Below are 19,466 nucleotides of genomic sequence, written 5' to 3'. Positions count from 1 at the left end.
GCAGCGCTTCCCTTCTCGCCGGCGCGGCGGGGTCAGTGGTCGCGGGCGGTGACGAACAGCGCGATGTCGCGGAACTCGGCGGCCACGGCGCCGTCCATGCCCGAGTCGTCGAGGTGGCGCCCGGCGGCGGCGACGCGGCGGTCGGCCTCGGCGGCGGCCCAGTCGCGCCCGCCCGCCGCCTCGACGAGCCGGGCCGTCTCCCGCAGGGCGTCCTCGGACGGGGGCCCTGGGTCGGCGTACAGCGCGGCGAGCCGCCGCGACTCGGGGCCCCCGGCGTTCAGCGCGTACACCACCGGAAGCGACTTCTTGCGCGCCCGCAGGTCGGCCAGGACGGGCTTGCCGGTCGTGGCCGGGCTGCCCCAGATGCCGAGCAGGTCGTCGACGAGCTGGAACGCGAGGCCCATCTCGGCGCCGAAGCCGGTCAGGTGGGTGACGAGCCGGGCGGGACCCTCGGCCAGCATCGCCCCGATCGAGCACGCGCAGGCGAGCAGGGCGCCCGTCTTGTCGGCCGCCATCGCCAGGCACTCGTCGAGGGCGACGTCGTCGCGCTGCTCGAACCCGATGTCGAGCGCCTGGCCCGCGATGAGCCGCTGCGTGGCGGCGGTCAGCGCGCGCGCCGCCCAGTGGGCGCCGCGCGTCTGCTGGTCCAGGAGCAGGTTCTCCGACAGCGCCATCAGCGCGTCGCCGCCGAGGATGGCGGCGGACGGGCCGAACACCGTCCAGGCGGCGGGACGGTGCCGGCGGGTCCGGTCGCCGTCCATGATGTCGTCGTGCAGCAGCGAGAACGCGTGCACGAACTCGACGGCGACGGCACCGGGCAGCGCCGTCTCCTCGGCCGCGCCGGCGGCCCGCGCGGACAGCAGCGCCAGCGCGGGGCGCAGCGCCTTGCCGCCCGCGGCGGCGGGCTCCCCGTTCTCGTCGGTCCATCCGAGGTGGTAGGCGACGACGCGGCGGGTCCACGGGTCGAGCCGCTCCGCGGACGCGCGCATGGCCTGGTCGACCAGGGCGCGCCCGCCGGTGATCGAGGTCGGGACGGTCATCGGCCGCTCACCCCGTCCGGAGCCGTCCGGCGCAGGTGGCGGCGGACGAGCCGGGCCGCGGTCAGGCCGCTGCGCACGGCTCCCTCCATCGTGTCCGGCCAGCCCGTGTCCGTCCACGCGCCGGCGAGGAACAGCCACGGCAGCCGGGTCGCGGACGCGGGACGCAGCGCGTCGCTGCCGGGGCTCTGGCGGAACGTCGCGTGCCGCTCCCGCGTCACGAAGAAGTCGGTGACGCGGGCGCGCCGCGCGGCCGGGAACAGCCGCTCCATCTCGGCGAGGTAGACCGCGCGCAGCGCGGCGGTGGGCGCGTCGATCCAGCGGTCGGCCGCCGAGACCGAGACCGCCAGGTACTGGCCGCCGCCGGTGAGGCCGCTGACCCCGGTGCGGTCGAACACCCACTGGACGGGCGAGCCGACCGCCGCCGCGAACGGCAGGTCGGTGCCGTCGACCCGCAGGACGGGACGGTCGTAGACGACGTGGACGTTGACGATCGGGCTGGAGCCGAGGCCGCCCCAGCGCGCCCGGCCGGGGGCCGCCTCCTCGGGGACGAGCGCGGCCGCCGCCCGGTGGGGCACGGCGACCACGACGGCGTCGGCGCCGACGGGGGCGCCGTTCACGACGAGCTTCGGGCCTGCGTCGATCGCCGTCACCTTCGCGTTCAGCCGGATCCGGCCGCCGTCCCGCTCGATCCTGGCCGCCGGGAGCGCGCCGTGCAGGTCGCCGAGCGGGACCGCGGGCACGCCGATGTCGGCGGCGTCCGGGCGGCCGAGGAGCGCGGTCCGGCACACGAACGCGGCGGGGCCGAGCGCGGCGCCGTCCAGGCGGGCGTTGAGCGCGGCCGTGACGAACAGCTCCCAGAGCGCCTCGCGCGCCCAGGGGCCCTGCCCGTGCTCGGCGAGCCAGGTGCCCATGCTGATCCGCTCGTGCGACGGGTCGGCCGGGTCGAGGCGGTCGAGCGCCAGCGACGCGCCGACCGCCCGCAGCCGGTCGGACGGCGGGAGCAGCCGGTACCCGGCGAGCGCGGGCAGCAGGTGCAGGGGCCCCGGGGCCTTCACACGGCGGATCCGTCCGGCGCGGCCGTCCGGGGTCAGGACGCGGACGTCGAAGCGGTCCTGGACGCGGACGCGGTCCAGCGCGTCCAGCCGTGCGAGCAGCCCCCGGTACGCCGAGCAGCACTTCAGGAAGATGTGCTGCCCGTTGTCGACCGTCAGCCCGTCCCGCGAGAACGAGTGGGTGGCGCCGCCGAGCCGGGGACGCGCCTCGTAGATCGTCGCGCGGACCCCCGTCTCCTGGAGCGCCAGCGCGGTGGTGACCCCGGCGAGCCCGCCGCCGACGATCGCGACCTCCGGCGGGCCGCCGTCGCGGGCGCTCACCGGTGGATCCCGGCCATCGCCATGGCGGACACGGTCGCCTTCTCCCAGGCGGGCAGGGACGTCCGCGTCTCCAGCGCGGTCAGCGGATCGGCCGTGATGCGCCGCAGCAGGTGCCGGTAGATGCCCGCCATCGCGCCCGCGCACGCGGCGCTGCGCCGGTCGAGCATGGGCAGCAGCTTCAGGCCGTCGGCGTACCACTGTCCCGCCCGGTCCGCCTCGAAGCGGATGAGGCCCGCCAGCCGGTCGGGGTCGTCGGCGGTCCGGCCCGCCTCGTCGCGCTCCAGGGTGCACCCGAACCGGGCGAGGTCCTTGGCGGGGAGGTAGACGCGGCCGTTCGCCCCGTCCTCCCGGACGTCGCGGAGGATGTTCGTCAGCTGCAGCGCGACGCCGAGCGCGTCGGCGCGCGGCACGGCCGCGGCGGGGTCGGCCGTCCCGAACACGCCGAGCGACAGGCGGCCGACGGTGCCGGCGACGCAGCGGCAGTACCAGAGGAGGTCGTCGAAGGTGTCGTAGGTCTCGCCGCGCACGTCGGCCTCGCAGCCGTCGATCAGCTCGCCGAACGCGTCGAGGGGGATCGCGTGGCGGCGGGCGGCGTCGGCCAGCGCGACCAGCACCGGGTCGGAGGGGTGGGCGGCGGGGTCGGCGAGCCGCGCCCGCTCGGCGGCGAGCTTCGCGAGCCGGTCCGCCGCGGGCGCGCCGTGGTCGTCGCCGATGTCGTCGATCCGCCGGGCGAACGCGTACACGGCGCTGAGGGCCCGCCGTTTGGGCGGGGGAAGCAGCCGGATCCCGTACGAGAAGTTGCGCGCCTCGGAGCGCACGACGCTCTCGCAGTGCCGGTAGGCGGTGGATGCGTCCATCTATGCTGCCCTTCTCCTTCCCATGGTCCGCGACCACTCGGCGAGCAGCCGCACCTTCCTCGGCCGCGGCGGGCCCGGCAGGACGTCGTAGGCGGCGCGCTCCAGCGCGTCGAGGGCGGCGAGGCCGCCCGCGACGTATCCGGCGACGGCCATGCGCGCGAACCCCCGGAGCCCGCCGGTGAGCTCGGCGCCCTCGTCGAGCATGCGCCGCGCCCGCTCGGCCTGGAGCGCCACGACGCCGCGCAGCCGGGTCGGGGTCGCCGGGGCGGTGAGGTCGTCCTCGGTGCACCCGAACCGCCGCAGGTCGTCCGCGGGCAGGTAGACGCGCCCGTTGCGGTGGTCCTCGCCGACGTCCTGGCAGTGCTCGATGATCTGTAGCGCGGAGCACACCCTGTCCGACAGGCGCAGCCGGTCCGGCGTGGCGGCGCCGAAGACGTGCAGGACGATGTGCCCGACCGGATCGGCGGACAGCGCGCAGTAGCCGAGGAGGTCGTCGAACGTCGCGTACCGGGTGACCTCCTGGTCCTGGCGGTTCGCCTGGATCAGGCGGCGGAACGGCTCGGCGGGGATGCGGCGGGCGACGATCGTCGCGGCCAGGTCGCGGAGCACGGGCAGTTCCGGCCGCTCCCCCGCGTAGACGCGGTCGAGGTCGCGCTCGACGAGGTCGAGGAGGCCCGCCCGCTCGCCCGGCGGCGCCTCGTCGCCGATGTCGTCGACCAGGCGGGCGTACCCGTACACGTTGAGCAGGTGCGCGCGGTGGCGCGCGGGCAGCAGCCGGGAGGCGACGGGGAAGTTCTCCCCGGACTGCAGTTCGGTCCTCGCCCGGCGTTCCTCGGTGGCGTTCCACAAACGCTCGCTGACGGACATGGCGTTCCCCCTGGGGCGGTGGCGGCGCGGGGGCGTACATCGATGCCCGTTAACCGGGTGGCCGGCCGGTAAACATGGCCATCGACGGGGCCCATGACGCGTACGTCCCCGGTCGGCCGCGCTGAGCCTCCCGAATTTCCGTCCTTTATGAAAATAGGCCGGAAGCGGTCAGGCGGGAACACGGAATCGGAGGGTCCGGCGATCACCGGCGGTCATCGTGCATTCACCTGCGAACGATCACGGTCCGGCGGGGCAGAGGCGGCGATCCGGGCGGAACGGGCGGTGGCCGGTTCAGTAGGTGGTGAGGATTCGCGCGAGTATCCGGGGCGTCTGCTCGGGCGGTGCGGCCTCGGTGACCAGCGTGTTGAAAATGTGCCAGTGGTGCTCGATCTCGGCGCGCCGCGTCGGGTAGACGGCATTGTCGGGACGCTCCAGATAGACCATGTCCTGGAGGCCCTGCTGCGGGAACCGGACGAGGGTGAGCGACCCGTCGCCGGCCACCTGGCCGGAGATGCCGAGGGGCGCGATCTGGATCGTGACGTTCGGCCGCCTGCACTGCTCGATGATGTGCTTGATCTGCATGCGCATCGTCTCGGGTGCGCAGACGGGACGCCACAGCGCCCCCTCGTCGAGCACGACCCAGAGGTTGAGGGGGCGCGGCCGGCGGCGCAGAACGCGCTGGCGCCGCGTCCGGAGCTCGACGCGCCGCTCGACCTCGTCCTCGGACTCAAGGCGCAGGCTGCGGACCAGGCCGCGGGCGTAGTCCTCGGTCTGGAGCAGGCCGGGGACGAACTGGGCCTCGAACGTGCGGACGAGCTTGGCCGCCTGCTCGGCGCTCAGGTAGTCGCGGACCCAGCGCGGCACGATGTCGCCGTCGCCGTGCCACCAGGGCCGCGCGCCGGTCTGCTCGGCCAGGGCGAGCAGGGTCGCGCGCTCGCCGGGGTCGGCGCCGTAGCGGTCGAGCAGGCCGGCGACGTCGCCGGCCTTGGCGCGGGTGCGGCCCAGCTCCAGCCTGGCGATCTTCGACTCGGACGCGCCGATCGCCAGGCCGGCCCCGGGCCGGGACAGCCGGGCCGCCTCCCGCAGCTCGCGGAGCCGCTTGCCGAGGAGCATGCGCGGGACGAGCGGGTCGCCCTGCGCGCGGACCGCGCCGGCCGGAGCGCTTCGCCCCGACGACGGTTTCCTGCTGCCGGTGATCGTGACGGAGGCCAAGGGGGACTCCTCATCAGAAGACGGCACGGACGACCGCTCCGACTATAGTTCACGCTACGCGTCGGAGATAAGACCGTATGTTACTTACCGTCCCGGCCGCGCGGCCCGGGCCGCGGAGGCGGTTCCCGGCACGGCGCGTCAGGGTTTGCGGGCCACCCCGCACCTGGTCGGCAGGCTCTCGCCCTCGATCGGCCCGACTTCGGGACGCCACGCCCCGCTCGTCACCAGCCCCGGCTCCTCCAGCTCCAGGCCGTCGAAGTAGCCGCGGATGAACTCGGGGCTCCGCAGCCGGAACGGGATCGCGCCGGTCTCGTCGTAGGCGCGCTGCGCCGCGTTGAACCTCTCGTTCTCGTCGGTGGAGTCGTGCAGGATGAGGTAGCTGCCGGACGGCAGCGGGTCCATCAGCCCGCGGACGACGCCGTAGGCCTCGTCGGGGTCGACGATGTGCCCCAGCACACCGATGATCATCAGGCCGACGGGCTCGGACAGGTCCAGCAGCTCCGAGGCCCGATCCATGATCGTCTTCGGGTCGTGCAGGTCGCAGTCGATGTAGGCGGTGCGGCCCTCGTTCATCAGGGCGCGGGCGTGCGCGAGGACGAGCGGGTCGTTGTCGACGTAGACGACCTTGGCGTCGGGGGCGGCGCGGCGGGCCATCTCGTGGGTGTTGTCGACGGTGGGCAGGCCGGTCCCGCAGTCCATGAACTGGCGGATCCCCCGCTCGCGGGCGAGGAACCGGATCGCCCGGTCCATGAAGTAGCGGCCCGCGCGGGCGATCTCCACGATGCCCGGGTACAGCGAGACGTAGTGGTCGCCGGCGAGCCGGTCGACCTCGTAGTTGTCGGTCCCGCCGAGCCAGTAGTTCCAGATCCGCGCCGACTGCGGCACCTCTGTGTTGATCTTGGTGTCCGATCCCTTTCCCGGGCCCCGGGTGGTATCCGTCATGTCTGACGCTCCTTCCAGCAGGTACGGGCACCTCTCGCGGCAAACCTAGACCCCGCGCCCCAGAGGCGGCCGGAAAAGTGAAATTCGGACCTGTCCGCGCACCGGTTCGGGACGATAATGAATACACAGAGTGGCTGAAACCCCGAAAATCGGGTGGCGCGTGCGCCAGGTGTGACGAAAGCGATCGCTGAACGCCCCCGGCCGGAAGACCGATCGATCACTTACGGGCGGGATACGGATCGGTGTCCGCGCCGCCATGATGAACGACTGGACCGCCGCGGAAATTCACCTTCTGTTTTTTCCAAGACTTTGCCTGACCGAGCGGCGCCCATGTCCAAAGGGTCCAAACGCCCATAGTCACCCATATCAGGCGATACTTGAACGCCGTCCGCGCGCACCGCACCTGATCACGCGTTTCTCCAATGCGGCGTTTCGCGCATTCGCTCCATCCGGCGTGAGATCGTCCGGCGTGAGACCGTCCGGCCGGGGGCGGCCCTCAGCGGCCCGCCCAGACGGCGATCGCGAGCGCCACCCGGTCCTCGAACCGCATCGGGTCGCGACCGGTCAGCGACTCGATCCGGGACAGCCGGTGGCGCAGGGTGTTGGGATGCAGGTACAGGGCCCGCGACGTCGCGCCGACCGCGCCGCCCATGTCCAGGAAGGTGCGCAGCGTCTCGGTGAGGCGGGTGCCGTGCGCGGCGTCGTACTCCCTCAGCGGCCGGGCGATCTGCTCGGCGAACGGGGCCAGCTGCTCCTGGTCGAGGCGGCCGAGGAGGGCCTGGAAGGTGGCGAGGTCGGCGGCGTGCACGACCCCGCCGGTGCGGCGCGCGGTGTCCAGCGCGGTGAGGCTCTCGGCGAGCGAGACCGGCAGGTGCTCCAGCGGGCCGGGGCTGCCGACGCCGGCGGGCTCGGCCCAGGCGTGGGCGTCGTTGGTGACGAGCAGGGCCGTGTGGTCGTCCAGGCCGAGGACGCCGGGCAGCTCCTCCTCGACCGCGCCGTCCATCGCGATCACCAGCAGGGACGCGGGGTCGAGCCCGGCCTCGTCGATCCGGGACCGCAGCGCCTCGGCGGACGCGAGCCCGTCGCGCACCATGCGCAGCAGCCGCCCGGTCTCCTCCCGCTCGTGCCGCTCGTCGCCTACGGACGCGAGCCGCTCGGCGAACCACTCGGTGAACCCGAGGAACGGGACCTCCCGCGGCACCTCCAGCAGCGGGACGCCGACGCGGTCGCAGGCGTCGCGCAGCTCCTCGGGGACGGCGTCGGTCACGTCGCCGATCCCGTAGCCGATCGCGCTCGCGCGGCCGGCCTTGACCGACTCGGCGAACGCGGCGCACGCGCCCCCGTCCCGCAGCGACGCGCCGACCGTCAGGACCAGCTCCTGCCCGCGCAGGTAGGGGCCGGGGTCGGGGAGCTCGGTGGAGTGCGCCCAGCGGACCGGGCGGTCGAGGCCGTCCTGCCCGGCGACCAGGCGCAGCCGGAAGCGCGGCACCTCGAGGAGCTGCCGGACGGTCAGGTGCGGCAGCGCGGAATCGCTGGTCACAGCCTCACCCTCTCACCCCGTCCCGGCGCCCTCCCGCGCCCGTGACCGTGTTTTGGGCAAGTGCACGAAAGGTCGGGCGCGCCGTGGTGGGTTCGGCCAAGAAATCCCCATGACGCTTGTCACCAGCGGTTATGCCGGGTTTGCCTGGTGTTCTGCGACTGTTGCGAGGTGATCGGATGCGGGGGCGGGTCGCGCTCGTCACCGGGGCCGCCGGCGGCATCGGCGCCGCGCTGGTGCGCGAGCTGGCGGGGCGCGGCTGGAGGACGGCCGGGCTGGACCTGCGCCCGGCCCCGGACGCCGACCACTCGGTGGGGGTGGACGTGGCGGAGCGCGCGCAGGTGTGCGCGGCGGTCCGGCGGATCGAGCGCGAGCTCGGGCCGGTCGAGGCGGCGCTGTGCGCGGCGGGGCACTACGCGATCGTCCCGATGTCGGACATCGCCTGGCCCGACTGGCGGCGGATGCTGCGCGTGCACCTCGGCGGCGTGGTCAACGTGTGCTCGGCCGTCGCGCCGGGGATGACCGAGCGCGGCGAGGGCGCCGTGGTGGCGGTCGCCTCCGACCTCGCGATCGGCGGCGGGAGCGCCGAGGCGCACTACGCGGCGGCCAACGGCGCGGTGATCGGGTTCGTCCGGTCCCTGGCGGCGGAGCTGGCGCCGTCCGGGGTGCGGGTGAACGCGGTGGCGCCCGGCCCGACGGACACGGCCATGCTCCCGTCCGACTCGCCCTGGCGGAGGCCGTCCTTCCTGCAGAGCCTGCCGGCCGGGCGGCTGACCTCCCCGGAGGAGGTCGCGCTCGCCGCCGCCTACCTCGTCGAGGACGGCACGTTCTGCGCCGGCGAGGTCCTGAGCCCGAACGGCGGGACGGTGATCTGATGGCGATCGCGCTGATCACCGGGGCGTGCGGCGGGCTCGGCACTGCCGTGGCGCGCCGGCTCGCGGCGGACGGGCGGCTGGTCGCCCTGAACGACCGGCCCGGGCGGGACGTGACCGGGCTCGCCACCGAGCTGAACGGCCTCGCCGCGCCGGCGGACGTCTCCGACCCGGCGGCGGTGGCCGCGATGGTGGCGGAGGTGGAGCGCCGCACGGGCGGGCAGATCGGGCTGCTGGTCACCTGCGCCGCCCAGATGTCGATGGCCCCGTTCACCGGGCTGGACAACGGCGACGGCTGGTGGCGGACGGTCGACGCGGACCTCGGCGGGACGTTCGCGTGCGCGCAGGCCGTGATGCCCGGCATGGTCGAGCGTGGCGGCGGCCGGATGGTGTTCGTCGCCTCCGAGTGGGGCGTGATCGGGTGGCCGCACGCCAGCGCCTACTCGGCGTCCAAGGCGGGCGTCGTCGCGCTCGCCAAGTCGCTCGGCCGCGAACTGGCCCCGCTCGGCATCGCGGTGAACGCCGTCGCCCCGAGTTCGATCGACACTCCGCGCCTGGAGGCGGACGCGGCGGCCGCGGGGGTGCGCCTCGACGAGATCCGCGCCCACTACGCCGCCCGGGCGCCCCTCGGCCGGATCGCGACCGCCGAGGAGATCGCGTCGGCGGTCGCGTTCCTGGCCGACGAGCGCCTCCCGACGCTCGTCGGCCAGATCCTCCACGTCAACGGCGGTACCACCCGCTGCCGCGCCTGACCGGCGTCACTCCCGGGCGCCGACGGCGTCGGCGGGGCGGGAGGCCATGGCGAGGCGGGCGGCCGGGAAGGTCGCGGCCGCGGCGAGCAGCAGCCCCCAGGCGAGGACCCCGAGGTGGCCGAGGGGCGGGACGTGCGGGGGGCCGTCCGTCATGCCCGCACCGAACGCGGTGAGCGCGGCGAGGGCGATCGCGGTGCCGAGGACGGCGGCGATCACGGCGACGGCCAGCGTCTCCCACCCGAGCATCGCCATGACCTGGCGCCGGGTCGTCCCGACGAGGCGCAGCACGGCGAACTCGCGGGACCGGCCGGCGGTGGCCATCGCGAGGGTGTTCACCACGGCGATCGCGGTGAACGCGATGATCAGGCCCATGGCGACGTAGGCGACCTCCGCGTTGCCGGCCGTCCGGGCCTCGGCGAGCGCGCCCGGGGCCGCGACCGGGAGACCGCGCGGCGGGCCGCCCGCGATCAGCAGCGTGCCGCGGGGGTCGTCGACGTGGGCGGCCAGCAGGTCGCGGTCGACGGTGAGGTCGCCGAAGCCGAGGCCGCGCCCGTAGACGGCGATCACGGTGGGCCGGAACGGCGTGCCGTCCCCGAGGGTGAGCGGCAGCCGGTCCCCGGGCCGGACGCCGAGGCGCCGGGCGGCGGTGGCGCTGACCGCGATGCCTGAGGCGTCCAGGCGGTCGAGCGACCCGGCCCGGACGTCCAGGTCCATGGTGCGGTCGAGGCCCTCCGGCGTGACGCCCTGGACGCCGTAGTTCTCCAGGCCGACCCGGACGGTGCCGTGCAGGACCTCGGTCACGGCGGTCACGCCGGGCGTGCGGCGGATCCGCTCGGCGGTGCCGTGCGGGACCGCGGGGCCGGCGGCGTGCGCGGCGACCGTGCCCTCGCGCGCCTGCCGCGTCGCGGCGTGGCCGATCGTCGTCTGCGTGAACAGGATCGTCGAGGTCAGCCCGATCATCAGCGTCAGCGGGGTGACGACGGACGCCAGGCGCCGGGCGGCCGCGGCGAGGTTGGCGGCCGCCAGGTGCCCGCCGCCCGGCAGGAGCCGGAGCGGGACGGCGAGCCCGGCGGTCGCGGCCCGGACGAGGGCGGGGCCGAGGAGCGCGACGGCCGCGGTCCAGACGATCGCGGTCAGCATCGTCACCGGGCTGGACGCCACCTCCGTGTCGAGGCGCGCCAGCAGCGCCGTCAGGGCGGCGGCCCCGGCCGCGACGGCCAGTCCGGCCGCGATCCGGACGGCGCCGAGCCGGGCGCGGCCCGTCGCCGCGTCGCCGAGGGCCTCGACGGGCCGGACCCGGGCCGCGCCGCGGGCGGTGATCCGGGCGGCGGCCACGGCCGCGAGGACGGTGGCGAGCGCGGCGGCGAGCGGCGGGAACGGGCCGACGACGAGGTCCAGGTTGGGCGGGAGGGCGCCGAGCCCGCGGAACTCGTCCCGCAGCAGGAACGCCAGCGGCAGGCCGGCCGCCGCGCCGAGCGGTCCCGCGACGAGCCCGACCAGCAGCGCCTCGCCCCCGATCATCCGGCGGACCTGCCGCGGCGTCGCGGCGACCGCGCGCAGCAGCGCGATCTCGCGCTCCCGCTGCCGCACCGACAGCGCGAACGTTCCGGACACCACGAGGACGGCGACGAGCAGGGCCGTCCCGCCGAGGGCGCCGCCCAGGGAGATGAGCTTGACGCGGGCCTTCTCCGCGCCGAGGAACTCCGCCCGGCCCCGGTCGCCGCCGGTGTGGACGGTCGCCCCGGTGCCGCGCAGGGCCGCCTCGACGGCCCCGGCCGAGCCGTGGGCGCCGACGGCGGTGACCATGCCGCCGCGGCCGGACAGGCGGGCCGCCTGAGCCGTCGAGAAGAAGACGGCGCTCTGGTGGGCGAGCGCCTGCCGGGTCACGCCCACGACGCGGTAGGTGCCGGGGACGGCGGACTCGACCCGCACCGCCGCGCCCGGGTGCAGGCGGCGGGCGCGCGCCGTGGCGGCGTCGACCACGATCTCGTCGTCCGCGGCGGGGGCGCGGCCCTCGCGGAGGGTGAACGGGGTGAGCGCGGCGGACTCCCACCCGTGGCCCCAGGACGGGCGGTCCTCCTCGGGGGCGCCGATCTCGGCGGGGAACGTCACCTCGGTGACGACGTCCCGGACGCCGTCCGCCGCCCGGACCCTGGCGGCGACGGAGGCGGGCAGCCACACGCGTTCGGCGAGGGGCTTGGCCTTGTGCTTGCGCTTGCCCTTCTTCTTGACGATCACCTTGTGGACGGACTGGTCGCCGGTGACGACGACCGGCACCCCCGCGTACCGTTCCGGCGCGACGGAGCCGCGCAGGCCCGTGTCGAGCAGGACGCCGCACGCGCAGATCAGGGCCGCCGCGCACAGCAGCGCGGCGAACGCCCCCGCGAAGCCCGCCTTGCGATGGCGCAGGGTGCTGAGCACGATTCCGAACATCACTTCCACGCTCCCAGCCGGGTCATGCGGGCGGCGACCTTGTCGCTCGACGGGGCGTCCATCGAGTCGACGATCCGTCCGTCCGCCAGGAACAGCACCGTGTCGGCGTAGGAGGCGGCGACCGGGTCGTGCGTGACCATCACGACCGTCTGGCCCATGCCGTCCACGGTCTCGCGCAGTAGCGTCAGCACGTCCCGGGCCGTCATCGTGTCGAGCGCGCCCGTGGGCTCGTCCCCGAACACGACGTCCGGGCGCGTCACCAGGGCGCGCGCGATCGCGACCCGCTGCTGCTGACCGCCGGACAGCTGCCCGGGCCGGTGCCCGGTCCGGTCCGCCAGCCCCACGCGGGCGACCACCTCCGTGAGCCACGCCTTGTCCGGACGCGTGCGCGACAGGCGCAGCGGAAGGGTGATGTTCTGCTCCACCGTCAGGGACGACACCAGGTTGAACGCCTGGAACACGAAGCCGACGCGCCGCCTGCGCAGCTCGGTCAGCTTCGTCTCGTTCATGGAGGACAGCTCGGTGTCCCCCAGCCGGACCGTGCCGGACGTGGGCGTGTCGAGACCCGCGGCGCAGTGCAGGAACGTGCTCTTGCCCGAGCCGGACGGCCCCATCACCGCCGTGAGCCGGCCCCGCGGGAGGGACGCCGTCACCTCCCGCAGCGCCGCCACCGCTCCCCTGCCCCGTCCGTAGACCTTGCTCACCGCGTCCATGCTCACCGCGTTCGTGCTCACCGCGTTCGTGCTCACCGCGTCCTTGCTCACCGCGTCCATGCGCACCGCCTCGTTCATGCCCACAAGTCTTGTGACCTGCGGTTCCGGCCACCAGAGAGGAGGTCACCGGCCACCCGTGACCTCGTCATGGGTCCGGGTGTGACGCCGTCCGGGGCGGTCGGCGGCGGCTGGTAGACATATGCCGTGATCAAGGTGCTTCTCGCCGACGACCATCACGTGGTGCGCGGCGCCCTCGCCACACTGCTCGGGCTGGAACCCGACCTGACCGTGGTGGCCGAGGTCGAGCGCGGGGACGAGGTGCTGCCCGCGGCCCGCTCGACCCGTCCCGACGTCGCCGTGCTGGACATCGACATGCCGGGCCTGGACGGCCTCGCGGCCGCGGCGGCGCTGCGCGAGGCCGTTCCGGACATCGCGACACTGATGCTCACCGGGCACGGCAAGCCCGGTCACCTGCGCCGCGCCCTGACGGCGGGAGTCCGCGGCTTCCTGCTGAAGACGGCGCCGCCGGAGGAGCTGGCCGCCGGCATCCGGAAGGTCGCCGCCGGGGAGCGGGTCCTCGACCCGAACCTCGCGCTCACCGCCTGGGACCTCGCCGACAACCCGCTCACCCCGCGCGAGACCGACGTGCTGCGGCTCGCGGCCGAGGGCGCGGAGGCCCCCGAGATCGCCGGGCGCCTCCACCTGTCCGCCGGGACGGTGCGCAACTACCTGACGGCCGCCGTCACCAAGCTCAACGCCCGCAACCGCACCGACGCCGCGCGCATCGCGCGCGAAGCGGGCTGGCTCTAGCCGATCCTCGCCTCCAGCCGGAAGCATCCCTCTCCGTCGGCCCGCGCGCTGAGCGTTCCGCCCGCCGAGGCGAGCCGCGTGGTCAGGTTCCCGATGCCTGCGCCGGGCGCCGTCCGGGGGGCCGCCGGGTCGAGCCCGTCGTTCTCCACGACCAGCCAGACGGCGGCGCCGTCCCGCCCGGTCGCGATGGTGCAGCGGGTGGCGGCGCTGTGCCGGAGCACGTTCGTCACCGCCTCGCGCAGGACCGTGCCGAGAACCGCCGACACGCGCCCGTCCAGGACCGGGTGCCCGAGGACGGTCTCGACCTCGACCCCGGCGGCCGCGAGCACCGACCGCGCCGACGCCGCCTCACCGTCCAGCGCGAGCTCGGCGTCCCCGCCGGTCGCGGTGCGCAGGTCCGCGCGGGCCTGCTCGGCCATGGCGACGACCTCGGCGAGCTCCGCGCGGGCGCGGGCCGGGTCCGCCTCGGCGAGCCGGCGGGCCAGCTCGCACCTGAGCAGGATCGCCGCCAGGCTGTGCCCGAGCAGGTCGTGCAGGTCACGGGCGGCCCGCAGCCGTTCCTGGACGGTCGCCGCCCGCGCCAGCTCCTCCCCGGCCGCCCGCAGGTCCCGCACCAGCCGCGCCAGCCGGACGAGCCCGTACACCACCAGGCCCGTCACCAGCGTGCTGACCACGTAGTTGGCGACGGCCGCCGCGCCGAGCCCGAGGGCCCGCGCGGCGGCGCCCGTCACCGCCATGGACGCCGCCACGAGCGGGACGGCGGCCCATGCGGGAAGCCCCACCAGGAACGTCCCGGCGAGGAACCCGGCGACGCCCAGCCACGCCTTCCCGAAGACGGCAAGGGGGGCGAAGCAGAGGACGGCCAGAACCGGCGGCCACCACCGGGGCCGCCCGCGCCCGGCCCACAGCAGCTCCGCCGCCGAGATCAGCGCCAGCCCCGCGGCGGCGGCCGGCCACCGCGGCCCCCACGGGACCAGCAGCAGCCCCTTGACGGAGAACCCCGCCAGGACCGCGGCCAGCAGCGCGAGCGAGAGCCGGTAGGCCGCCCGGTCGGGCAGGCTCACGGTGCGGTCCCCCGCCGCGACGGTGGCCTCCACCGCGAACCGGCCGTCCCCGTCCAGCCCGGCCGAGAAGGTCCCGCCCGCCGCGCGCACCCGTTCCGCCGCCTGCTCCAGCCCCTCCGCGCCGCGCTCGGCCGTGCGGACGCCGTCGTTGACCACCCGCAGCCCGACCAGACCGCCCCGCTCCGACGTCGCGATCAGGCAGGTCCGCGCGGAACCGGCGCGCACCACGTCCGTGACCGCCTCGCGCAGCACCGTCGCCAGCAGCGCCCCGGCCGGGCCGAGCGGCTCCCGGTGCCCCTCGCGCACCTCGGCCCGGACGTCCGCCGCCTCCAGCAGCGCCCGCGCCGCCGCCATCTCGGGGGCCAGCGACATGCTCCGCAGTCCCGCCGCGGCCGTGCGCGCCCTGTTCAGCGACTCCCTGGCCACCGCCAGCACGTCCGCGACGGCCTCCGGGCGGTCGAGGGCGCGCCGGCTGCCGGCCGAGATCGCCCGCAGGCCGTCGCCGAGCCCGCCGTCCAGTTCCGCCGCGATCCGCAGCCGCTCCCGTTCCACGGCCGCCACGGTGAGGGGCAACCGGGCCGCCGCGACGTCGTCGGCCCGGTCGGCCAGCCGCACCAGCCCGTAGACGACGAGCCCGGTCAGCAGGCAGCTGATCGTGACGTCGGCGCTCGCGCCGCCGCGCAGGGCGTCCGCCACCGCCGCGGTCGCCAGGACGCAGGCGGCGGCCGGCCAGGCGCCCGTGAGCAGCAGCGACCCGACGACGAAGCCGAGTATCCCCGCCGACGTCCCGAACGCGACGACGCCCGCGTAGGCGGCGACCGCCTGCGCGGTCAGGCTCCAGCCGCCGCGCCATCGCCGCCAGCGCGGCACGACCTGGACGAACTGGGCCAGCAGGACCACCAGTACGAGGGCGGTCGCCGCGGCCGCCCGCGCGGCGCCCTCCGTCCGCGAGGGCGCCGCCAGCGCGTACACCGCGGCGAACGAGGCGAGCACCGCCCCGACGATCACCCGTGCCGACCGCGGCCCCGCCGGTACCGCCCCTGCCACCCGTCCCCCGCTTCCCGGCCCGCCGCTTCCCGCGTCGAGGGCCGCCGTCCCCGCCGCCCGCGCCCGCGAGTCCGGGGCACGGCGGCGGGTGCCAGGGTACGAGCCCGCGCGCACGCCTCCGAACCCCGGAGCCGCCGGCGGCGCGCCGATGGCGCATGTGCATCCCGCCGCGCTGCGGCCGTTCGGCTTCTTCCGGCTGGTCAGGGCGGGCGTCCCGGAATGACCGGTGATTTCGCCGATGTCGGCGGACGCGGCGCGTGCCGAGAATGTGCGTCCCGGAGCCGGGTGACCGGCCCCGCCCCGTTTCCGGAGCCGGCCATCGGCTCCGCCCCCCGGAACAGGAGCGAACCGACGTGCCCACCCTCACCGCACGCGCGGCGAAGACGGCGCTCGCCGCGGCGCTGACCGCGGCCGCCCTCGCCGTCCCCCAGACCGCGCGGGCCGCCGACAACCCCTACGAGCGCGGCCCGGCCCCGACGCAGCAGAGCATCGAGGCCCTCCGCGGCCCCTTCGCGACGTCCCAGACGAGCGTGTCCTCCCTGAGCGTCACCGGCTTCGGCGGCGGGACGATCTACTACCCGACCAGCACCGCCGAGGGGACCTTCGGCGCGGTGGCGGTGGCGCCCGGCTACACCGCCGACCAGACCAGCATGGCCTGGCTCGGGCCGCGGCTCGCCTCGCAGGGGTTCGTCATCTTCACGATCGACACCCTCACCCGCCTCGACCAGCCCGACAGCCGCGCCCGGCAGCTGGAGGCCGCGCTCGACTACCTCACGCAGCGCAGCACCGTCCGGACCCGGATCGACACGACCCGGCTCGGCGTGATGGGCCACTCGATGGGCGGCGGCGGGACGCTGGAGGCCGCCGAGGACCGGCCGCAGCTCCAGGCCGCGATCCCGCTGACGCCGTGGGACCTGCAGAAGAACTTCTCGGACGTGCGCGTCCCCACCATGATCATCGGCGCGCAGGCGGACACGGTCGCGCCGGTCGCCACGCACTCCCAGCCGTTCTACGAGAGCATCCCGGCGGCGTCGGAGAAGGCGTACCTGGAGCTGGCGGGCGCCAGCCACTTCGCGCCCAACACCTCGAACACGACGATCGCGAAGTACAGCATCTCCTGGCTCAAGCGGTACATCGACAACGACACCCGCTACGACCAGTTCCTGTGCCCGGCGCCCTCGCGCGACCTCACCATCTCCGAGTACCGGGACACCTGCCCGAACTCCTGACCCCGGTCGCCGACCGGCCCCCTACCGGCCGGGCCGCCCGCCTCCCCGCGCGGGCGGCCCCTCGGCGTTCGGGCCGGGCGCGCCGTCCCCGGGGCCGTGCAGCCGCAGCGCGCTCAGCGCGAGGACGAGCTCGACCAGGTCGCCGGGCCGGGCGAGGGTCCGCCCGGTGAGCCGCTCGATCCTGCGGAGCCGGTTCAGGACGGTGTTGCGGTGGCAGAACAGCCGGTCGGCCGCGCGGGCCGCCGAGCCGTCGCACTCCAGCCAGGTCTCCAGCGTCGTCAGCAGGGCGTCGCGGAACCCGGGGTCGACGTCCCCGAGCCCGCCGAGCGCGACCTCCCCGAGGCGTCCGGCGAGACGGGGCTGGGACAGCACGAGGGCGTCGGGGAGCCGGCGGTCCAGGCGGGCGATCTGGTTGCCGGGGCCGCGGCACGTCCGCAGCGCCAGCTCGGCGAACCAGCGGGCGCCGCCCAGCTCGGCGAGGCTGCCGACGACCGGGCTCACGCCGGCGTGCGACCGGGCGTAGGGGCGGACGGCGTCGACGAGGTCGTCGAGCTCCGCGGCGCCGAGCGCGACCAGCGCCACCTGCGCGTCGGTGCGCAGCCGCCAGATGAACCGCATCCCGCCGGTGTCGCCCGGCCGCCGGTTCACGCCGTCCCCGAAGCCGCCCTCCGCGCCGAGCATCACCACGGCGTAGCGGCCGGTCGCGGGCAGCCCGAGGACGGACGTGGCGGTCGCGAGCAGCCCGCCGTCGGCGCCCTGCCCGTCCAGGAGGGCGTCCACGATCGCCTGGACGCGCTCCTCGCTGCGCCGCGCGAGGTCCAGCTCCGTGCGGTGGTAGGCGGCGGCCGCAGCGCCGGACTGCTGGTCGATCGTGTCCCAGGTGCGGGTCGCCTGCCGGATCAGCGCCGCGACGTTCTCCGGGTCGTGCCGTCCGACGACCTCGACGACGGCCTCCCAGAACACCCGCCCGGCGAGCCGGTAGGAGCGCAGCAGCTGGTCGAGCGGCTGCCCCTGGTGCGCGCGCCGCTGCCCGAGCCGCCGCGCCCACTCCAGGTCGGCGCGGCCGCGGCCGGGGTCCAGGATCGTCTTGAAGCCGTGTCCGAGCCCGGTGTGGCACATCTCCCACACGTCGTGGCGGAAGGCGTCGTCGCGGTCGCCGCGGTCACCGGAGAGGATCTCGGCGGTGAGCCGGTCGGCGAGGTCGGGAAGCCGGTCCGCGAGCCGCAGCACCGCCTTGCGCATGATCGTGCGATCGGCGTCCACCTGGCCGACGTTCATCGCGGGCCACCTCCAGCGACGGGCGCGTCCCGCACAACGCGGGGGCCTCATCGTGCCACCACGGAGGCGCACGGGCCATCGTGGGACGCCGACACTGTGCGCGGTCACAACCGCCGCCGCTCCGCATTGCGCCGCGTCCCCGAAACCGGAACCCGCTCTGGACCGGTGCGGGGCCCCCGTGTTGCCCTAGGGTCACCTTCCCTTTTTGAGACCCCGTCCAATAGAGCCTCCCCACGGCTCGCGGGCGAGGGTGGTTCCCGCCGAGGAGGGACCGGCATGACACACGAACGGCTGCACGGACGTGAACGCGACCTCCGGACGATCGAGGCGATGCTCGACCGGGCCCGGGACGGGCACGGCGGCGCCCTGGTCGTCGCCGGGGACGCCGGCATCGGCCGGACGGCCCTCCTGGAGGCCGCCGTGCGCGGCGCCGGCACGGGCTGGCGCACGCTCGGCACGACCGGGGTGCCCGGCGAGACCGGCGTCCCGTACGCGGGGCTGCACCGGCTGCTGCGCCCCCTCTCCGAGCAGGTCGCGCAGCTGCCGCCGGCGCACCGGGACGCCCTCGCCGCGATCCTGTCCGGCGCGCCCCGCGCCGAGCCGTTCGTGCTTTTCACGGCGGTGTGCGAGCTGCTGGGCCGGGCCGCGCGGAAGGGGCCCCTGCTGTGCTGGGCCGACGACGTCCACCGGCTCGACGCCGGCTCGCTGGAGGTGCTGGCGTTCGCGGCGCGGCGCGTCGAGGACGAGCCCGTGGCGGTGCTGTTCTCCGTCCGCGACGGCGAGCCGGACGGAGGCGCGCTCGCCGGGATCCGGCGGCTGCGGCTCGCGCCGCTGGCCGAGGACGCGAGCCGGCGCGTGCTGCGCGACGCGCTCGGCGGCACGGCGCCCGACATCTGCCTGGACGGCTCGGCGGGCGGCGACCTGACCGAGGAGATCGTCGACCTGGCCTGCGGCCGCCCCCTCGCGATCCGCGAGCTGGCCGGCGCGCTGACGTCCGGGCAGCTGTCGGGCGCCGCGCCGCCGCCGCGGGCGCTGCCCCCGTCCAGCTCCCTGCGCGCCCTGCACCGGGGCCGCTACCGCGCCCTGCCCTCCGGGGCGCGGCGCCTGGTGCTGATGACCGTGGCGGAGGAGTGGCTCGGCGCCGCGACGATGGAGCGGGCCGTCCGGGCGGACGGCATCGGCGGCGGCGACCTCGACGCGGCCCGCGACTCGGGGCTGCTGCGGTTCGAGGGCGACGGGGTCGCGGTCCGCAACCGGCTCGTCCGGTCCTCGCTGTGGGCGGACGCGACGCGCGAGGAGCGGAGGGACGCGCACGCGCTGCTCGCCGGCGTCCTGGTCCAGGAGTAAGAGATCCGCGCGGCACTTGGTCTCCTGGAGGCAGACCACGTCCGGCTTCGTCTCGTCCAGCCAGGTGAGAAGGCGCGGAAGGCGTGCCTTGAC

General features: G+C 75.8%; 16 protein-coding genes. 5 read left to right on the top strand and 11 right to left on the bottom strand.

Going from position 1 to position 19,466, the window contains the following annotated elements; all coding sequences use genetic code 11:
- Positions 1-32 precede the first annotated feature (32 nt).
- The 7 genes from AB0K37_RS16525 to AB0K37_RS16495 all read right to left on the bottom strand — a co-directional run bounded on the left by AB0K37_RS16525 (position 33) and on the right by AB0K37_RS16495 (position 7,831).
- Positions 33-1,040, bottom strand: a complete 1,008-nt coding sequence (locus AB0K37_RS16525) for a polyprenyl synthetase family protein (protein WP_363981151.1) — start codon at positions 1,038-1,040, stop codon at positions 33-35.
- On the bottom strand, positions 1,037-2,413 hold the full coding sequence (gene hpnE, locus AB0K37_RS16520) for a hydroxysqualene dehydroxylase HpnE (RefSeq protein ID WP_363981148.1): 1,377 nt from the start codon (positions 2,411-2,413) through the stop codon (positions 1,037-1,039). The genes AB0K37_RS16525 and hpnE overlap by 4 nt, the downstream gene beginning before the upstream one ends.
- Positions 2,410-3,270 (bottom strand): presqualene diphosphate synthase HpnD, encoded by an 861-nt coding sequence (gene hpnD / locus AB0K37_RS16515; protein ID WP_363981145.1) that lies wholly within the window; start codon positions 3,268-3,270, stop codon positions 2,410-2,412. The genes hpnE and hpnD overlap by 4 nt, the downstream gene beginning before the upstream one ends.
- Complete coding sequence (gene hpnC / locus AB0K37_RS16510; RefSeq protein WP_363981142.1) at positions 3,271-4,137, bottom strand: squalene synthase HpnC; 867 nt, start codon at positions 4,135-4,137, stop codon at positions 3,271-3,273.
- A 291-nt stretch (positions 4,138-4,428) separates the two neighbouring features.
- On the bottom strand, positions 4,429-5,349 hold the full coding sequence (locus AB0K37_RS16505; RefSeq protein ID WP_363981139.1) for a helix-turn-helix transcriptional regulator: 921 nt from the start codon (positions 5,347-5,349) through the stop codon (positions 4,429-4,431).
- 138 nt (positions 5,350-5,487) lie between these two features.
- Positions 5,488-6,291 (bottom strand): SAM-dependent methyltransferase, encoded by an 804-nt coding sequence (locus tag AB0K37_RS16500; RefSeq protein WP_363981136.1) that lies wholly within the window; start codon positions 6,289-6,291, stop codon positions 5,488-5,490.
- A gap of 496 nt (positions 6,292-6,787) precedes the next feature.
- Positions 6,788-7,831, bottom strand: a complete 1,044-nt coding sequence (locus tag AB0K37_RS16495; RefSeq protein ID WP_363981133.1) for a PucR family transcriptional regulator — start codon at positions 7,829-7,831, stop codon at positions 6,788-6,790.
- 176 nt (positions 7,832-8,007) lie between these two features.
- Here AB0K37_RS16495 and AB0K37_RS16490 point away from each other — a divergent pair, with 176 nt between their 5' ends.
- Both AB0K37_RS16490 and AB0K37_RS16485 read left to right on the top strand, forming a co-directional pair.
- A complete protein-coding gene (locus AB0K37_RS16490; protein WP_363981130.1) occupies positions 8,008-8,703 on the top strand; it encodes an SDR family oxidoreductase in 696 nt (231 codons plus the stop codon).
- Entirely contained in the window at positions 8,703-9,452 is a 750-nt protein-coding gene (locus AB0K37_RS16485) for an SDR family oxidoreductase (protein ID WP_363981127.1), read from the top strand. Before AB0K37_RS16490 ends, AB0K37_RS16485 begins: the two co-directional genes overlap by 1 nt.
- Positions 9,453-9,458: 6 nt before the next feature.
- Here the strand turns inward: AB0K37_RS16485 and AB0K37_RS16480 are convergent, their stop codons facing one another.
- Together AB0K37_RS16480 and AB0K37_RS16475 are read right to left on the bottom strand one after the other, a co-directional pair.
- Positions 9,459-11,885 (bottom strand): FtsX-like permease family protein, encoded by a 2,427-nt coding sequence (locus tag AB0K37_RS16480; protein ID WP_363981124.1) that lies wholly within the window; start codon positions 11,883-11,885, stop codon positions 9,459-9,461.
- Entirely contained in the window at positions 11,885-12,598 is a 714-nt protein-coding gene (locus AB0K37_RS16475) for an ABC transporter ATP-binding protein (protein WP_363981206.1), read from the bottom strand. Before AB0K37_RS16475 ends, AB0K37_RS16480 begins: the two co-directional genes overlap by 1 nt.
- Positions 12,599-12,802: 204 nt before the next feature.
- Here AB0K37_RS16475 and AB0K37_RS16470 point away from each other — a divergent pair, with 204 nt between their 5' ends.
- Complete coding sequence (locus AB0K37_RS16470; protein WP_363981121.1) at positions 12,803-13,408, top strand: response regulator transcription factor; 606 nt, start codon at positions 12,803-12,805, stop codon at positions 13,406-13,408.
- Here the strand turns inward: AB0K37_RS16470 and AB0K37_RS16465 are convergent.
- Positions 13,405-15,519, bottom strand: coding sequence for a histidine kinase (locus AB0K37_RS16465; RefSeq protein ID WP_363981118.1), 2,115 nt, complete (start codon positions 15,517-15,519; stop codon positions 13,405-13,407). The two genes, AB0K37_RS16470 and AB0K37_RS16465, sit on opposite strands and share 4 nt — an antisense overlap.
- A gap of 401 nt (positions 15,520-15,920) precedes the next feature.
- Between AB0K37_RS16465 and AB0K37_RS16460 the strand changes: the two genes are divergently transcribed.
- Positions 15,921-16,748 carry a dienelactone hydrolase family protein gene (locus AB0K37_RS16460; protein WP_363981203.1) on the top strand — a complete coding sequence of 276 codons (828 nt, stop codon included), beginning with the start codon at positions 15,921-15,923 and terminating at the stop codon, positions 16,746-16,748.
- 21 nt (positions 16,749-16,769) lie between these two features.
- On the opposite strand, the gene AB0K37_RS16455 is transcribed toward AB0K37_RS16460, so the two are convergent.
- On the bottom strand, positions 16,770-18,026 hold the full coding sequence (locus AB0K37_RS16455) for a helix-turn-helix domain-containing protein (protein WP_363981115.1): 1,257 nt from the start codon (positions 18,024-18,026) through the stop codon (positions 16,770-16,772).
- A 276-nt stretch (positions 18,027-18,302) separates the two neighbouring features.
- Between AB0K37_RS16455 and AB0K37_RS16450 the strand changes: the two genes are divergently transcribed.
- Positions 18,303-19,373, top strand: coding sequence for an ATP-binding protein (locus AB0K37_RS16450; RefSeq protein ID WP_363981112.1), 1,071 nt, complete (start codon positions 18,303-18,305; stop codon positions 19,371-19,373).
- Positions 19,374-19,466 lie beyond the last annotated feature (93 nt).

Origin of the sequence: Actinomadura sp. NPDC049753, from assembly GCF_040674655.1 — a bacterium.
In the GTDB taxonomy this organism is placed as follows: Bacteria; Actinomycetota; Actinomycetes; order Streptosporangiales; family Streptosporangiaceae; genus Spirillospora; species Spirillospora verrucosospora.
Note: the sequence above shows the minus strand (reverse complement) of the source record. Positions and strands in the feature narration are given on the sequence as shown.

Excerpts from the sequence above, each read along its gene's own strand:
- AB0K37_RS16525 (WP_363981151.1), bottom strand. The coding sequence starts at position 1,040 with ATGACCGTCCCGACCTCGATCACCGGCGGGCGCGCCCTGGTCGACCAG.
- hpnD (WP_363981145.1), bottom strand. The coding sequence starts at position 3,270 with ATGGACGCATCCACCGCCTACCGGCACTGCGAGAGCGTCGTGCGCTCC.
- hpnC (WP_363981142.1), bottom strand. The coding sequence starts at position 4,137 with ATGTCCGTCAGCGAGCGTTTGTGGAACGCCACCGAGGAACGCCGGGCG.
- AB0K37_RS16500 (WP_363981136.1), bottom strand. The coding sequence starts at position 6,291 with ATGACGGATACCACCCGGGGCCCGGGAAAGGGATCGGACACCAAGATC.
- AB0K37_RS16490 (WP_363981130.1), top strand. The coding sequence starts at position 8,008 with ATGCGGGGGCGGGTCGCGCTCGTCACCGGGGCCGCCGGCGGCATCGGC.
- AB0K37_RS16485 (WP_363981127.1), top strand. The coding sequence starts at position 8,703 with ATGGCGATCGCGCTGATCACCGGGGCGTGCGGCGGGCTCGGCACTGCC.
- AB0K37_RS16480 (WP_363981124.1), bottom strand. The coding sequence starts at position 11,885 with ATGTTCGGAATCGTGCTCAGCACCCTGCGCCATCGCAAGGCGGGCTTC.
- AB0K37_RS16475 (WP_363981206.1), bottom strand. The coding sequence starts at position 12,598 with ATGGACGCGGTGAGCAAGGTCTACGGACGGGGCAGGGGAGCGGTGGCG.
- AB0K37_RS16455 (WP_363981115.1), bottom strand. The coding sequence starts at position 18,026 with ATGAACGTCGGCCAGGTGGACGCCGATCGCACGATCATGCGCAAGGCG.
- AB0K37_RS16450 (WP_363981112.1), top strand. The coding sequence starts at position 18,303 with ATGACACACGAACGGCTGCACGGACGTGAACGCGACCTCCGGACGATC.